Origin of the sequence: uncultured Alsobacter sp., assembly GCF_945952055.1 — a bacterium.
GTDB lineage: Bacteria > Pseudomonadota > Alphaproteobacteria > Rhizobiales > Beijerinckiaceae > Alsobacter.
This window is the reverse complement of the sequence record NZ_CAMFHB010000001.1, coordinates 1-13,815: the sequence shown is the minus strand read 5'-3', so window position 1 is coordinate 13,815 and position 13,815 is coordinate 1. Positions and strand designations below refer to the sequence as shown.

Annotated in this window: 16 protein-coding genes and 1 other RNA gene; 7 read left to right on the top strand and 10 right to left on the bottom strand. The window is 68.8% G+C overall.

The annotated features are described in order from the left end of the window. Window positions 1-60 precede the first annotated feature (60 nt). The gene (locus Q0Q47_RS00085; protein WP_293853076.1) at window positions 61-696 is read left to right on the top strand and encodes a hypothetical protein; all 636 of its coding nucleotides are present in this window, start codon (window positions 61-63) and stop codon (window positions 694-696) included. Window positions 697-705: 9 nt separating this feature from the next. Here Q0Q47_RS00085 and Q0Q47_RS00080 read toward each other — a convergent pair whose 3' ends face one another. The 5 genes from Q0Q47_RS00080 to ruvB all read right to left on the bottom strand — a co-directional run bounded on the left by Q0Q47_RS00080 (window position 706) and on the right by ruvB (window position 4,313). Beyond that, window positions 706-1,449: a YebC/PmpR family DNA-binding transcriptional regulator gene (locus tag Q0Q47_RS00080; protein ID WP_293853074.1), complete on the bottom strand. Its 744-nt coding sequence runs from the start codon at window positions 1,447-1,449 to the stop codon at window positions 706-708. A 121-nt stretch (window positions 1,450-1,570) separates the two neighbouring features. After that, entirely contained in the window at window positions 1,571-2,392 is an 822-nt protein-coding gene (locus Q0Q47_RS00075) for a TIGR00282 family metallophosphoesterase (RefSeq protein ID WP_293853072.1), read from the bottom strand. A gap of 35 nt (window positions 2,393-2,427) precedes the next feature. Beyond that, complete coding sequence (locus Q0Q47_RS00070) at window positions 2,428-2,994, bottom strand: 5-formyltetrahydrofolate cyclo-ligase (RefSeq protein WP_293853070.1); 567 nt, start codon at window positions 2,992-2,994, stop codon at window positions 2,428-2,430. 27 nt (window positions 2,995-3,021) lie between these two features. Continuing rightward, a non-coding RNA gene (gene ssrS / locus Q0Q47_RS00065) (6S RNA) lies at window positions 3,022-3,178 on the bottom strand. A gap of 85 nt (window positions 3,179-3,263) precedes the next feature. Then, window positions 3,264-4,313: a Holliday junction branch migration DNA helicase RuvB gene (gene ruvB, locus Q0Q47_RS00060; RefSeq protein ID WP_293853068.1), complete on the bottom strand. Its 1,050-nt coding sequence runs from the start codon at window positions 4,311-4,313 to the stop codon at window positions 3,264-3,266. A gap of 98 nt (window positions 4,314-4,411) precedes the next feature. Here ruvB and Q0Q47_RS00055 point away from each other — a divergent pair, with 98 nt between their 5' ends. Continuing rightward, window positions 4,412-5,008 carry a Uma2 family endonuclease gene (locus Q0Q47_RS00055; RefSeq protein ID WP_293853067.1) on the top strand — a complete coding sequence of 199 codons (597 nt, stop codon included), beginning with the start codon at window positions 4,412-4,414 and terminating at the stop codon, window positions 5,006-5,008. Between the two features lie 5 nt (window positions 5,009-5,013). Here the strand turns inward: Q0Q47_RS00055 and ruvA are convergent, their stop codons facing one another. The 5 genes from ruvA to acnA all read right to left on the bottom strand — a co-directional run bounded on the left by ruvA (window position 5,014) and on the right by acnA (window position 10,577). Then, window positions 5,014-5,631, bottom strand: a complete 618-nt coding sequence (gene ruvA / locus Q0Q47_RS00050) for a Holliday junction branch migration protein RuvA (protein ID WP_293853065.1) — start codon at window positions 5,629-5,631, stop codon at window positions 5,014-5,016. Next, window positions 5,628-6,272, bottom strand: coding sequence for an FMN-binding negative transcriptional regulator (locus Q0Q47_RS00045; protein WP_293853064.1), 645 nt, complete (start codon window positions 6,270-6,272; stop codon window positions 5,628-5,630). The genes ruvA and Q0Q47_RS00045 overlap by 4 nt, the downstream gene beginning before the upstream one ends. A 74-nt stretch (window positions 6,273-6,346) precedes the next feature. Continuing rightward, window positions 6,347-6,871: a crossover junction endodeoxyribonuclease RuvC gene (gene ruvC, locus Q0Q47_RS00040; protein ID WP_293853062.1), complete on the bottom strand. Its 525-nt coding sequence runs from the start codon at window positions 6,869-6,871 to the stop codon at window positions 6,347-6,349. Window positions 6,872-6,937: 66 nt separating this feature from the next. Next, window positions 6,938-7,582, bottom strand: a complete 645-nt coding sequence (locus tag Q0Q47_RS00035; RefSeq protein WP_293853060.1) for a thioredoxin family protein — start codon at window positions 7,580-7,582, stop codon at window positions 6,938-6,940. Between the two features lie 283 nt (window positions 7,583-7,865). After that, a complete protein-coding gene (gene acnA / locus Q0Q47_RS00030; RefSeq protein WP_293853058.1) occupies window positions 7,866-10,577 on the bottom strand; it encodes an aconitate hydratase AcnA in 2,712 nt (903 codons plus the stop codon). Window positions 10,578-10,756: 179 nt separating this feature from the next. On the opposite strand from acnA, the gene ccmA reads away from it, so the two are divergent. The 5 genes from ccmA to Q0Q47_RS00005 all read left to right on the top strand — a co-directional run. Then, window positions 10,757-11,362, top strand: a complete 606-nt coding sequence (gene ccmA / locus Q0Q47_RS00025) for a heme ABC exporter ATP-binding protein CcmA (RefSeq protein ID WP_293853499.1) — start codon at window positions 10,757-10,759, stop codon at window positions 11,360-11,362. Continuing rightward, window positions 11,359-12,027 carry a heme exporter protein CcmB gene (gene ccmB / locus Q0Q47_RS00020; RefSeq protein WP_293853056.1) on the top strand — a complete coding sequence of 223 codons (669 nt, stop codon included), beginning with the start codon at window positions 11,359-11,361 and terminating at the stop codon, window positions 12,025-12,027. Before ccmA ends, ccmB begins: the two co-directional genes overlap by 4 nt. A gap of 117 nt (window positions 12,028-12,144) precedes the next feature. Continuing rightward, window positions 12,145-12,294: an aa3-type cytochrome c oxidase subunit IV gene (locus tag Q0Q47_RS00015; RefSeq protein ID WP_293853054.1), complete on the top strand. Its 150-nt coding sequence runs from the start codon at window positions 12,145-12,147 to the stop codon at window positions 12,292-12,294. An 82-nt stretch (window positions 12,295-12,376) separates the two neighbouring features. Continuing rightward, the gene (locus Q0Q47_RS00010; protein ID WP_293853052.1) at window positions 12,377-13,531 is read left to right on the top strand and encodes a Re/Si-specific NAD(P)(+) transhydrogenase subunit alpha; all 1,155 of its coding nucleotides are present in this window, start codon (window positions 12,377-12,379) and stop codon (window positions 13,529-13,531) included. Window positions 13,532-13,543: 12 nt separating this feature from the next. Further along, the coding region (locus Q0Q47_RS00005) for a proton-translocating transhydrogenase family protein (RefSeq protein WP_293853050.1) at window positions 13,544-13,815 on the top strand (272 nt) is incomplete at its 3' end.

The window sequence follows — 13,815 nt, the reverse complement described above, 5'->3', positions numbered from 1 at the left end:
ATTCGCATGTCTCATCAGGCTCTCTGGGTCGTTTGTCTCGCTGCCGGCCTTAGCGCCGGCTTGGCCGCGCCGTCGTCGGCGCAGGAAAAGCCCAAGCCCGCGACCCCGGCCAAGCCCGCCACGACGACGGCCAAGCCGGCAACCCCGGCCAAGCCCGCGACGCCCGCCAAGCCGGGCACGCCGGCGAAACCCGCCGCCGCAGCCAAGCCTTCCACGCCGGCCAAGCCCGCTGCGGCTGCCGCCGCCGCCGGCGGAGGCCAGCCCATGGAGGTGGCCAAGTTCGGGAGCTGGGGCGTCTACATGTCGGAGACGACCAAGAGCAAGGTCTGCTACGCGCTGCTGCAGCCGGCCGAGCGCCTGCCCAAGACGCTGAAGCGCGATCCCGGATACCTGTTCATTTCCAGCCGGCCTGCGGAAGGCGTGCGCAACGAGGTGAGCGTGGTCCTGGGCTTCCAGGCCAAGGACGGCTCGGAAGGCAGCGCGGTGATCGGCCCGACGACGTTCGCGCTGCTGACCAAGGGCACCGCGGCCTGGGTCAAGAACGCCGCCGAGGACGCGGCGTTCGTCGAGGCGCTGCGCCGGGGCCAGAGCCTCGTGGTCAAGGCCACGTCGAAGAAGGGCAACGAGTCGACGGACCGCTATTCGCTGGCCGGCGGCGCGCAGGCCCTGGATCGCGTCAGGAAGGAATGCCCCTGATGGGCATCCTCATCCCATCTTCGTCATGAGAGCGTCGGAGAACTCGGCGTTCGTGTAGACGTTCTGGACGTCGTCGTTGTCGTCCAGCGAATCCATGAGCCGGATGATCTTTTCACCGGCCTCGTCGTCCACGGCGACGGTGTTCTGCGGCTTCCACACCAGCGACGACTTGCGCGGCTCGCCGAACTTGGCCTCGAGCACCTTCTGCACGTCGCGCAGGGCCTCCATCGCCGTGACGATCTCGTGCCCGTCCTCGGACGAGGACACGTCGTCGGCTCCCGCCTCGATGGCCGCTTCCATCACCGCGTCCTCGCTGCCGACCTTGGCGTCGAAGGCGATGACGCCGACCCGGTCGAACATGAACGACACGGCGCCGGTTTCGGCCAGGCTGCCGCCCGCCTTGGTGAAGTAGGACCGGACTTCGCTCGCGGTGCGATTGCGGTTGTCGGTGAGCGCCTCGATGATCACGGCGACGCCGCCGGGGGCGTAGCCCTCGTAGCGGATCTCCTCGTAGTTCTCGGTGTCACCGCCGAGCGCCTTCTTGATGGCGCGCTCGATGTTGTCCTTGGGCATGTTCTCGGCGCGGGCGGCCAGCACGGCGGCGCGCAGGCGCGGGTTCATGTTCGGGTCCGGCAATCCCATCTTCGCGGAGACGGTGATTTCGCGTGCCAGCTTCGAGAAGAGCTTGGACCGCTGGGCGTCCTGGCGGCCCTTGCGGTGCATGATGTTCTTGAACTGGGAATGACCGGCCATGGAACGTCCTCGGATCGTCGGCGGGACCACGCGGCGCGGCGGCCGGCAGCCCGGGAAAGCAACGGCGCGCCTTATACGTCGCGGCGCGCGGGAAATAAAGGAAGCGCTGCCGCCGAGGCGCTCATGACCAGAAGGCGGGGGCCGATTCGGCCAGGCGCGGCCCAAGCCGCACATGGGCGACGGCCACGGCGAGGCCCGTCCGGTCATCGATCTCGACGGCGAGGCCGCACAGCGTGCCTTCGCCCGTCGCCACCTCGAGCCTGCCGCCGGGCGTCTTCTGGATGAACCGGCGCACCGGTTCGTCCTTCGCCATGCCGAGGATCGAGTCGTAGTCGCCGCACATTCCGGCGTCGGTGAGATAGGCAGTGCCGCCGGGCAGGATCTGGCCGTCGGCGGTCGGGACGTGGGTGTGCGTCCCCACGACGACGCTCACCCGGCCATCGAGGAAGGCACCCATCGCCTGCTTCTCGCTCGTGGCTTCGGCGTGCATGTCGACGAGGATCGCGTCGCAGGCGCTCCCGAGCGGGCACTCGGACACGATCCGCTCCACCGCGGCGAACGGATCGTCCAGCGGATCGATGAACAGCCGGCCCATCACGTTGACCACGAGCACGCGGGCGCCCGAGGGCGTGTCGATGACCGTGGCCCCGCGACCGGGGGTGCCGGGGGGATAGTTGGCGGGCCTCACCAGCCGCGGCTGGCGCTCGATGAAGACGAGCGCCTCGCGCTGGTCGAACGAGTGGTTGCCGAGCGTGATCACGTCGGCGCCGGCGCCGAGCACCTCGTCGCAGATTGCTTCGGTGATGCCGAAGCCGCCGGCGGCGTTCTCGCCGTTGATCACCACGCAGTCGAGCTTCCAGGCGTCCCGCAGCATCGGCAGCCGGGACATGACGACCTGGCGGCCGGGGCGCCCCACGATGTCGCCGAGAAAGAGAAGACGCATCAGACCTGAATCCCGTTGCAGCCGGGCGAGCCCCGTCAGGGCGCCCGGAACCGGATCGTTTCGCGCTCGGTGACGAGAAAGTCCAGCGGCTTGTCGTGCGCCTCGTCCGGAACGGCCTCGACCTCCTGGCACGAAAACGCAAGCCCGATGGTCAGGAGCGGGGCGCCGTCGGCCTGGCAGGCGGCGATGGCGCGGTCGTAGTAGCCGGCGCCATAGCCTATCCGGTGGCCGCGTCGGTCGAACGCCGCCAGCGGCACAAGCATCGTCGCGGGGCGCACGATCGGAGCCTCCGGTCCGGGCTCGCTCAGCCCGAACCCGGCCTTGACCAAGGGGTCCCCCGCCGACCAGGCGCAGAACTGAAGACCCCGGGGCGTGACGCGCGGGAGGGCCGCCGTCCGGCCTGCCGATGCCAGGAGGCTCAGCGCCGGGCGGGGATCGATCTCGCTGCGGATGGGCCAGAAGGCCGACACGGGTCCGGGAGGCATCGCGCCGGCGAGCGCGGCGATCCTGGACGCGACGGCCTTGGCAGCCTCGTCCCTGAACGCGGCATCGAACGCGTCGCGCCTGGCCAGCGCCGTCGTCCGGAGCGCGGCCTTGCCCATGGGGATCGTCATCGGGAGGAGGAAGAGTGCGGAGCCACAGTGGCCGTGGGACGATCGATCCCGGGAAACCTACAACGTAGGTGGGCGCCGTGTGCCCAAGTCCACGGACGAGGGCGGGGACAGCTCCCGTTAGGATCGATAAGGCCCCGGGGATTCATTGTCCTCACGCACCCCGCAGCCCCGCAAGACAACATGTAGGCCTTCAGGCGGTCCTTGGCCAGTGCCGGCAGCCATGCACGGGGCACAAACCCGTACGGGGAACCTTCCGGTCAGGGATCCTCGTCCGGAAACAGCCCGTATTGCGGTGCTCCGGCCTGGGCCGGGACGGCGAGGCCCATGTGCCGGAAAGCCTGGGGCGTGAGCAGCCGTCCGCGCGGCGTGCGCTGCAGGAAACCCTGCTGCAGCAGATAGGGCTCGATGATGTCCTCGATGGCGTCGCGCGGTTCGGACAGGGCTGCGGCGATCGTCTCGATGCCGACGGGTCCGCCGCCGAAATTGACGGCGACGAGCTCGAGGTAGCGCCGGTCCATGAGGTCGAGCCCGATCGGATCGACGTCGAGGAAGCGCAGGGCGCGATCCGCCACCTCGCGCGTGACGACGTCCACGCCGTCCACGACGGCGAAGTCCCGCACACGCCGCAACAGGCGGCCGGCGATGCGCGGCGTGCCGCGGGCGCGCTTGGCGATCTCGTTGGCGCCGTCGGATGCCATGTTGAAGCCGAGCACCCGGGCGCCGCGGCTGACGATCAGTTCGAGTTCGTCGACGGTGTAGAAGTTCAGGCGGATCGGGATGCCGAAGCGGTCGCGCAGGGGGGTCGTCAGCAGGCCGGCGCGCGTGGTCGCGCCCACGAGCGTGAACTTGGCGAGGTCGATCTTCACCGAGCGGGCGGCTGGCCCTTCGCCGATGATCAGGTCGAGCTGGTAGTCCTCCATCGCAGGGTAGAGGATTTCCTCGACCGCCGGGTTGAGCCGGTGGATCTCGTCGATGAAGAGGACGTCGCGCTCCTCGAGGTTCGTGAGCTGCGCAGCGAGGTCGCCCGCCTTCGCGATCACCGGGCCGGACGTGGAGCGGAAGTTGACGCCGAGCTCGCGCGCCACGATCTGCGCCAGCGTCGTCTTGCCGAGGCCGGGCGGTCCCACGAACAGCACGTGATCCAGCGCTTCGCGCCGCGTCTTGGCCGCCTCGATGAACACCTTGAGGTTCTTGCGTGCCGCCGCCTGCCCGACGAAGTCGTCGAGCACCAGCGGGCGGATCGAGGATTCCAGGTCGTCCTCGCGCTTCTCGGCGGAGACGAGCCGGCGGGGCGGCGGGGTGCTCATGCGGCTGTCCTGGTGGTGGTGCTGCCGGGCCCGTCGCAGGCGAGGGCTGTCCGTGTTAGCATCCCTGCATTCTTTGATGACATTGCCGGAGTGAACGGATGAACAAGGCCATGCGCCGCGACGGCTTCGAATACATGGACTTCGACGACTTCGAGGAGGCGCTGGCCGACAAGCCCGCCCACGAGAAGTGGGAGCTCATCGGTGGCCGTGTCATCCGAATGATGGTCGGCGCCCGCTGGGAGCACAACGTCATCGTCGGCAATCTGGCGATGGAGTTCCGGCAGCAACTCCGGGCCCGCGAGGCATCGTGTCAGGTCTTCACCGAGACTTTCTGGCTCAAGGAGCGCTTTCTCGATTTGGCCGTCTTCCCAGACGTCATGGTCCGTTGCGGGCCACGTCTCGAACGCAGCGCGGTTTCCGCACATGACCCCGTCGTTCTGGTAGAAGTCGCTGGACCGGGAAGCGAAGTCCGCGACCGCCTCGAAAAAGACCGGCTTTACCGGCGGCTGCAGACGCTTCAGCACTACGTCATCGTCGACCGGGATCGCAGCCACATCGACGTGATCGACCGCATTGACGGCGAATGGCGCAGCAGACGTGTTGAAGGACTGGCGGCCGCGCTCGATCTCCCCGCCATCGGCGTGTCGGTGCCCCTTCGGGAAATCTACCGCGACGTGATCGACGCTGAGGGCTGATCCGCTCACCGCGCCATCTCCCGCAATCCCAGCCGGATGAGCTGCGGCGCTTCCGCGCCGTCGCCGGCCACCTTCAGCGCCGCGGCCACCGCGGCCGACGCCTGCGCCTGCGGATAGCCGAGGTTGATCAGCGCCGAGACGGCGTCCGCCACGGGCTTGGGGGCGGTCTTGTCCTCGACGGCGCCACTGAGCTTCACCAGCGCGGGGTCGATGGTGCCGAAGGCGGGTGCCTTGTCCTTGAGTTCGGCCACGATGCGCGCCGCGAGCTTGGGCCCGACACCCGGGGCACGGGCGATCATGGCCTTGTCCTGCGTGCCGATGGCGGTGGCGATGGCGCCGGGCTCGAGCGAGGAGAGGATGCCGAGCGCCACCTTCGAACCGACGCCCTGCACGGTCTGCAAGAGCCGGAACCACTCCCGCTCGTTGTCGGTGCGGAAGCCGAAAAGGCGGATCGCGTCCTCGCGGACCTGTGTCTCGATCGACAGGACGGCGGCCTCGCCGGCCGGCGGCAGCGCCGTCAGCGTCCGGGCCGAGCACTGGACGACGTAGCCGACGCCGTGGACGTCGAGGATGACATGGTCCTCGCCGTAGCTGTCGATGACGCCCTTGAGCTTGCCGATCATCCGTCCGTGCGCCCCCGCGCCACCATCGCCGCCATCGCGGCCGCCGCTTCCGTTCCGAGCGTGCCCAGGCCCTCCACCACGCCGGCCCGGTCGGCCTCGTTGCGGTTCTGGCTGGCCTTCCACTTCCCCTCGACGGAGTCGATGGGGATCTCGAGACCCACAATCCCGCGCACCTGGCCTTCAAGGAACTCCGACGGGGCGTCGTCGACGGCCCAGGGCTCGGGACGCCCGCCCTCCATCATGGTCGTGAGGGCGCGGATCTGCGCGTGCAGCCAGGCCGGATCCTCGATGGCCAGGGCGCGGCCGCGAGCCTGGACCACGGCGTAGTTCCAGGTCGGAACGACGCGGTGCGTCTCCTGCTTGGTCGCGTACCAACTGGGCGACACGTAGTGCTCGGGCCCCTGGAACACGACCAGGGCATCGCAGCCCTCGACGCAGGCCCGCCACTGCGGGTTGGGCCTTGCGAGATGACCTCGCAGAATGCCGCGGCCCTCCGCACCCGTCTCGTCGAGCACGAACGGAATGGAATTCGCGAGGATCTCGCCGTTCCGGGCCGTCACGAGCAGACCCAGGGGATGGGTGCGCATCAGGCCGTGCTGGCGCTCGCGGTCGGTCTCGCGGAAGTGAGGAGGCTGATACATGCCGGGTCGCCGGGTTGGAGTCTGACGCGCAATCTAGTGCATGCCGGGCCGTGGCGGAACGCAGCGCCGTGTCGTTAGCGCGCGCGCGCGAGGACGGCGCGTTCGAGCGCCCGGGCGCCGCGGTGCTGGGCGTGCGTGAGCGCGATGGCCAGGGCGTCGGCCGCGTCGGACGTCCCGGGATCGGCCTTGGGCAACAGCACGCGGACCATCATGTGGATCTGGTCCTTCTCGGCGTGGCCGGCGCCGACGATGGTCTTCTTCACGAGGTTGGGGGCGTATTCCGCCACCGGCAGGCCTGCCTGGGCGGGCACCAGCATGGCGATTCCGCGGGCCTGTCCCAGCTTCAGGGTGGCGCGGGCGTCCTTGTTCACGAAGGTCTCCTCGATGGCGACCTCGTCCGGCATGTGCGCGTGGAGCACGGAGGACAGGCCCTCGTGCAACTGTCGCAGGCGATCGGCCAGATGCAGGTCCCCGTCCGAATGGACCGTCCCGCAGGCCACGTAGGACAGCCTCGTCCCGACGCAGTCGATCACGCCCCACCCCGTGTTCCGAAGGCCGGGGTCGACGCCGAGAATGCGAATCACGGATGGCGCGCTCATGCGCGAGGGATAGCGGCGGCGCCGGGCGGTGTCACCCGCGCTTTGTTCCCGATCGGTTCCGGGCCGTCAGAGGCCAGGACCCTTGGCCGCGCCCAGCACGATGCCGGGCCTGTCCGTGGTGCCTTCCTGAACGATGACGGCGAAGGCGTCGGCATTGCGCATGCGGGCGAGCGAGGCAGGGGCTTCGAACGACTTCTGCGTGCCGTCCCAGACGCCGAGCGGAATGAGTTCGCGGACGACGTTCGTGTAGGTGACGGTGCGGCCCTTGTTCTCGCCGCGCGCGATCGCGACGTCGCTGCGCCGCATGACGGGAAGGAGCAGGACGGTGGCGGGCTTGAGGCGAGGCTGGGCCGCGGCCCCGACCGCGATGCGGATCGTGCTGCCGTCGACCGTCGCCGACACCGGCACTGCCAGCGCGCCCTTGGCCCGCCCGTCGAAGCGCTGGGCAATGATGGAATCGCGGTTGGAGCCGACCGCGTGGAGCATGCCGTCGACGACGGCCTGCGGCGTGTACACGTGCCGGTCGCCGCGCGCCTCGCTGTAGCCGCGCTGACGGGCGGTGAAGGCCTTGTCCGCGAAAGTGTCCTTCCAGCCCAGATAGTCCCAGTAGTCGACGGGGAACGACAGGGCGAGGACCGAGGGGTCCTTGGCGAGTTCGCCCACCATCAGGTCGGCCGGCGGGCAGGACGAGCAGCCCTGGCTGGTGAACATCTCCACCACCGCCGTCGGTCCTTCGGCCAGAGCCGGGGAAACCGAGACAAGGACGGCGAGAACTGACAGGACGCGACGGACTGGAACCATAATCGATGCGTTTTCCGAACTGGCTCGTGACGGGACGGGGAAGCGCCCCGGGCGGAGGACGACCGCCGATGCCGGACGGGGCGGACCCTAGGCGCGTCGCCCCCGTATCGAAACTCACGTTGGGTTGAGGCCGTATCAAAAAGGGCCGCCGGACGGTGCCCGGCGGCCCTTTTCACACAAATGTGATGGAATATTACGCGACCAGGCTGCGGATCACGTAGGGCAGGATGCCGCCGTTCTTGAAGTACTCGAGCTCGTCGAGCGTATCGATGCGGCAGATCAGCGGCACCTTCGTCTTCTTGCCCTTGGCGTCGGTGATGATCGCCTCGAGCTTCTGACGGGGCTTCAGGTCACTGGAGAGGCCGGCGATGCTCACCGTCTCGTCGCCCTTCAGCCCGAGCGTCTGCCAGGAAGTGCCCTCCTCGAAGACCAGCGGAACGACGCCCATGCCGACCAGGTTCGAGCGATGGATGCGCTCGAACGACTGGGCCACCACCGCACGGACGCCGAGCAGCAGGGTGCCCTTCGCCGCCCAGTCGCGGGACGAGCCGGTGCCGTATTCCTTGCCGGCGAAGACCACCAGCGGCACCTTCTCGGCCTGGTACGACATGGCCGCGTCGTAGATCGGCATCTGCTTCTTCGACGGATAGTGGATCGTCACGCCGCCTTCGACGCCGGGCACCATCTGGTTCTTGATGCGGATGTTGGCGAAGGTGCCACGCATCATGATCTCGTGGTTGCCGCGGCGCGTGCCGTACTGGTTGAAGTCGGCGGGAGCCACCTGGCGTTCCGTCAGGTAGGTGCCGGCCGGAGACGACACCTTGATCGAACCGGCCGGGGAGATGTGGTCGGTCGTGATCGAGTCGAGGAAGAGGCCGAGGATGCGCGCGTTGACGATGTCCTCGACGGGCTTGGGCTGCAGCGTCATGCCCTCGAAGTAGGGCGGGTTCTGCACGTAGGTCGAGCTCATGTTCCAGCGGTAGGTGAGCCCGCCCTCGACGCTGATCTTGCGCCAGTTGGCGTCGCCCTTGAAGACGTCCGCGTACTTGGCCTTGAAGAGCGCCTTGGTGATGGTCTTGCGGATCGTCTCCTCGACCTCCTTGGAGGTCGGCCAGATGTCCTTCAGGTAGACCGGGTTGCCCTTCTTGTCCTTGCCGAGCGGCTCGGTCGCGAGGTCGACCTGCAGCGAGCCGGCGAGCGCATAGGCGACCACCAGTGGGGGCGAGGCGAGGTAGTTGGCCCGGACGTCCGGATTGACGCGGCCTTCGAAGTTACGGTTACCCGAGAGCACAGCCGCGGCGACGAGGTCGTTGTCGTTGATCGACTTCGACACCTCGGCCGCGAGCGGGCCGGAGTTGCCGATGCAGGTGGTGCAGCCGAAGCCGACGAGGTTGAAGCCGAGCTTGTCGAGCGACTTCTGCAGGCCGGACTTGTCGAGATATTCGGCCACGACCTGCGATCCGGGCGCCAGCGAGGTCTTCACCCACGGCTTCGTCGTGAGGCCCTTGGCCACGGCGTTGCGGGCGAGCAGGCCCGCAGCCACCATCACGCCCGGATTCGACGTGTTGGTGCACGACGTGATCGCGGCGATCACCACGTCACCGTTGCCGAGGTCGAAGTTCTTGCCCTCGACCTTGTAGCGCTTGGCGAGGTCGGCGGCGGTCTTCTTGAAGTCCGCCATGGCGGCCGCGAAGCCCGGCTTGGCCTCGGCGAGCAGCACCCGGTCCTGCGGCCGCTTCGGGCCGGCGATCGAGGGCTGCACCGTCGTGAGGTCGAGCTCGAGGGTGTCGGTGAACACCGGGTCCGGCGTGGCGCGCGAGCGGAACATGCCCTGCGCCTTGGCATACTTCTCGACGAGCGCGACGCGCGCCGGGGCGCGGCCGGAGGTGCCGAGGAAGTCGAGCGTTTCGGTGTCGACCGGGAAGAAGCCGCAGGTGGCACCGTATTCGGGCGCCATGTTGGCGATCGTGGCACGGTCGGCGAGCGTCAGGGCCGCGAGGCCGCTGCCGTAGAACTCGACGAACTTGCCCACCACGCCCTTCTTGCGCAGCATCTGCGTCACGGTGAGCACGACGTCGGTCGCCGTCACGCCTTCGCGGATGCGGCCGGTCAGCTTGAAGCCGATGACCTCGGGGATGAGCATGGAGATCGGCTGGCCCAGCATGGCCGCCTCGGCCTCGATGCCGCCCACGCCCCAGCCCAGCACCGCCATGCCGTTGACCATGGTGGTGTGGCTGTCGGTGCCCACCAGCGTGTCGGGGTAGGCGACCTCCTGGGTGACGGTCTTGCCGGCGACCTTCACCTTCTCCTTCTTCGTCCAGATGGTCTGGGCGAGATATTCCAGGTTCACCTGGTGGCAGATGCCGGTGCCGGGCGGCACGACGCGGAAGTTCTCGAACGCCTTCTGGCCCCAGCGCAGGAAGTTGTAGCGCTCACCGTTGCGGGCGTATTCGAGCGCGACGTTCTGCTTCAGCGCCTTGGAGGTGCCGAACTCGTCGACGATCACCGAATGGTCGATGACGAGGTCGACGGGCACCAGCGGGTTGATCTTCTCGGGATCGCCGCCGAGGTTCTTCATGGCGTCTCGCATCGCGGCGAGGTCGACCACCGCGGGAACGCCGGTGAAGTCCTGCATCAGGACGCGGGCCGGCCGGAAGGCGATCTCGCGCTCGGCCTTGCCCTTGTTGATCAGGAAGGCGGCGACGGCCTCGATGTCTTCCTTCGTGACGGAGCGGCCGTCCTCGAAGCGCAGCAGGTTCTCCAGCAGGACCTTCTGGGAGAACGGGAGGCGGGAAATGCCTTCCAGGCCGTTCTTCTCGGCGTCCTTGAGCGAGTAGTAGATGTAGGTCTTTGCGCCGACCTTGAGCTTCTTGCGGGACTTGAAGCTGTCGAGTGAAGTCGTCACGACGGGATCCTCTCGGGGTTCGCGGTGAATGCGGCCAAAGGCGTTGACACGCGCGCCGCCCCGGGAGTGCCCGAGTCCCCGCGCTGGATGAAGCGCTCGGCGCAGCCGTCGCGCTTATAGATAATTTCAAGCGAAGCCGCTACACGGACGAAAGTCGTCCCATGCGGTTTTTCTCTTCGATGCGCGTCGTCGCCGCCGATCTCGCCTGCGAACGGTCCGGTCGACCGGTCTTCAGAAACCTTTCCTTTACCGTCGCGGGCGGCGAGGGACTGGTCCTGACCGGTCGCAACGGCGCAGGCAAGTCGAGCCTCCTGATGATGCTGGCGGGCCAGATCGTGCCGGCCGCGGGCCGGCTGGCCGTGGAGGACGCCCCGGCCGAGAAGACCCTGCCGGAACTCGCCCATTACATCGGGCATCGCGACGCGCTCAAGCCGTCCCTGACGCCGCTGGAGAGCCTCGGGTTCTGGCAGGCCATGCTCGGCCACGCGGCCCGCGCGCCCCAGGAGGCGCTCGAGCGGCTGGGTCTCGGCCATGCCGGCGACCTGCCCTGCGCCTATCTCTCGGCGGGCCAGCGCCGGCGGCTGGCGCTCGCCCGCCTGCTCGTCTCCTCGCGTCCGGTCTGGCTCCTCGACGAGCCCACGGCGGCCCTCGACGCGGCGTCCCAGCGCCTGTTCGACGCCCTCGTCGACGAGCACCTGGCCGCGGGCGGACTCGCCATCGCGGCGACGCACGTGCCGCTGGGCTTCCGGACGGCCACGCGGCTGGCCATCGGAGGCACGCCATGAGTGCACTGGGCGCGCTGCTGTCGCGGGAGCTCAAGCTCGCCGTCCGCATCGGCGGCGGCGGGGCCATGGGTCTCGTCTTCTTCCTGATGCTGGTGACCATCGTGCCCTTCGCGATCGGTCCCGACCTCAACCTGCTGTCGCGCATCGGCCCGGCCATCCTGTGGATCGCGGCGGCGCTGGCGACCCTGCTGGGGCTCGACAGGCTCTTCCAGGCGGACGCCGAGGACGGGTCCCTCGACCTCATCATGATGGGCGAGGCACCGCTCGAGCTCGTGGTCGTGGTGAAGGCCTTCGCCCACTGGTTGACGACGGGGCTGCCGCTGGCGCTGGCCGCTCCGCTGTTCGGCCTGCTGCTCGCCCTGCCGACCGAGGCGCTCGCCTCCGTCACGGCGACGCTCCTCGTCGGCACGCCCGCGCTGACCTTCATCGGCACCGTCGGGGCCGCGCTGACCGCGAGCCTGCGCCGCGGCGGGCTCGTGCTGTCGATCCTGGTGCTGCCCCTCATGGTGCCGGTGCTGATCTTCGGCGTCTCCGCGTCCAACGCCGCCACCGGCGGGACCATCCCGTTCCTGACGCCGTTCCTCGTGCTGTGTGGACTGACCCTGTTCTCCCTCGTCCTCGGCGCCTTCGGGGCCGCCGGGGCGCTCAGGGCCGGGCAGGGATGACCCGGCGCGCCGGACGGTTCCCCAAGGCGGCGACTCCGTTGCACGGGTTCGGCGCTTGCGCTAAAGCCCTCTTCTGCAAGGAATACGTCTTCAAGCGGACACGAGCCCGAGGATAAGATGGCGGATCACAACACGGTGCATGGCGGCCACCCGGCGATGGACTATGCCGAGCATGAGCGCACCTACCGCGGCTTCATTGCCTTTACGAAGTGGGGCACCATAACCGTCGCGGGCATCGTCGTCCTGATGGCCATCTTCCTGCTCTGACGGGCAGGACCTTGCCGCCTACCGTACCCGTCGACGCCCGGCGTGCGCCTTTCGAGGCGGCGCCTCCTGCGGAGTGCTCCTGATGCGCATCGCCGTGATTACCGAGTCCGACGCGCTGGAGACGCGCGTCGCCGCCACGCCCGAAACGGTCAAGAAGCTGGCCGCGCTTGGAGCGTCGGTGTCCGTTCAGTCCGGGGCGGGCCTCGCCTCGGGCATCGTCGATGCCGACTACGAGGCGGCCGGCGCCACGGTCGCGGCCACCGCCGCGGCCGCCCTCGACGGCGCGGACGTGGTCCTGAAGGTGCGCCGGCCCAATGCCGACGAGCTCAAGGGCATGAAGAAAGGCGCCCTCGTCCTCGCGATCATGGACCCCTATGGCAATGACGCTGCGCTGAAGGCGATGGCCGATGCCGGTGTCGCGTCCTTCGCGATGGAGCTGATGCCCCGCATCACCCGCGCCCAGGTCATGGACGTCCTGTCCTCCCAGGCCAACCTCGCCGGCTACCGCGCCGTCATCGACGCCGCGGCCGAGTACGGCCGCGGCCTGCCGATGATGATGACCGCCGCCGGCACGGTCCCCGCCGCCAAGATCTTCGTCATGGGTGCCGGTGTCGCCGGCCTCCAGGCCATCGCCACCGCCCGCCGCCTCGGCGGCGTGGTGACCGCCACGGACGTCCGGCCCGCCGCCAAGGAGCAGGTCGAGTCGCTGGGCGCGAAGTTCATCGCGGTGGAGGACGAGGAGTTCAAGCAGGCCGAGACGTCCGGCGGCTACGCCAAGGAGATGTCCAAGGAGTACCAGGCCAAGCAGGCCGCGCTCGTGGCGTCCCACATCGCCAAGCAGGACATCGTCGTGACCACGGCGCTGATCCCCGGGCGGCCGGCTCCCAAGCTCATCTCCGAAGACATGGTCATGTCCATGAAGCCCGGCTCGGTCATCGTGGACCTCGCCGTGGAGCGGGGCGGCAACGTGGCGTTGGCCAAGCCCGGCGAGGTCGTGACCACGCCGAACGGCGTCAAGATCGTCGGCCACCTGAACGTTCCCGGACGGCTCGCGGCGACGTCCTCGGCGCTCTACGCCAAGAACCTGTTCTCCTTCCTCGAGACGATGGTCGACAAGGCGGCGAAGGCGCTGGCGGTGAAGTGGGACGACGAACTCGTCAAGGCCACGAACCTGACCCGCGACGGCGCGGTGGTCCACCCCAATTTCCAGCCCAAGACCGCCGAAACGGCGGCCTGACGGGAGGCTTGAATGGCCAACGAGACACCCCAGCAGTTGCTCGAAAAGGCGCAGGCCGCCGCACGGCTTGCGCAGGAGGCCGCCCAGGCGGCCCAGGCCTCGGCCGACCAGGTCGCCACGGCGCTCGGTGCCGCGGCCCACGCGGCCACGGGCGGCGCTATCGACCCCTTCGTCTTCCGCCTCGCCATCTTCGTGCTGGCAGTCTTCGTCGGCTACTACGTGGTCTGGTCGGTGACGCCGGCGCTGCACACGCCGCTGATGTCGGTCACCAACGCGATCTCCTC

Excerpts from the sequence above, each read along its gene's own strand:
- ruvB (WP_293853068.1), bottom strand. The coding sequence starts at position 4,313 with ATGAGCACCCCGCCGCCCCGCCGGCTCGTCTCCGCCGAGAAGCGCGAG.
- Q0Q47_RS00055 (WP_293853067.1), top strand. The coding sequence starts at position 4,412 with ATGAACAAGGCCATGCGCCGCGACGGCTTCGAATACATGGACTTCGAC.
- ccmA (WP_293853499.1), top strand. The coding sequence starts at position 10,757 with ATGCGCGTCGTCGCCGCCGATCTCGCCTGCGAACGGTCCGGTCGACCG.
- ccmB (WP_293853056.1), top strand. The coding sequence starts at position 11,359 with ATGAGTGCACTGGGCGCGCTGCTGTCGCGGGAGCTCAAGCTCGCCGTC.
- Q0Q47_RS00080 (WP_293853074.1), bottom strand. The coding sequence starts at position 1,449 with ATGGCCGGTCATTCCCAGTTCAAGAACATCATGCACCGCAAGGGCCGC.
- Q0Q47_RS00015 (WP_293853054.1), top strand. The coding sequence starts at position 12,145 with ATGGCGGATCACAACACGGTGCATGGCGGCCACCCGGCGATGGACTAT.
- Q0Q47_RS00070 (WP_293853070.1), bottom strand. The coding sequence starts at position 2,994 with ATGGGCAAGGCCGCGCTCCGGACGACGGCGCTGGCCAGGCGCGACGCG.
- Q0Q47_RS00075 (WP_293853072.1), bottom strand. The coding sequence starts at position 2,392 with ATGCGTCTTCTCTTTCTCGGCGACATCGTGGGGCGCCCCGGCCGCCAG.
- Q0Q47_RS00045 (WP_293853064.1), bottom strand. The coding sequence starts at position 6,272 with ATGTATCAGCCTCCTCACTTCCGCGAGACCGACCGCGAGCGCCAGCAC.
- Q0Q47_RS00035 (WP_293853060.1), bottom strand. The coding sequence starts at position 7,582 with ATGTTCACCAGCCAGGGCTGCTCGTCCTGCCCGCCGGCCGACCTGATG.
- ruvC (WP_293853062.1), bottom strand. The coding sequence starts at position 6,871 with ATGAGCGCGCCATCCGTGATTCGCATTCTCGGCGTCGACCCCGGCCTT.
- ruvA (WP_293853065.1), bottom strand. The coding sequence starts at position 5,631 with ATGATCGGCAAGCTCAAGGGCGTCATCGACAGCTACGGCGAGGACCAT.
- Q0Q47_RS00010 (WP_293853052.1), top strand. The coding sequence starts at position 12,377 with ATGCGCATCGCCGTGATTACCGAGTCCGACGCGCTGGAGACGCGCGTC.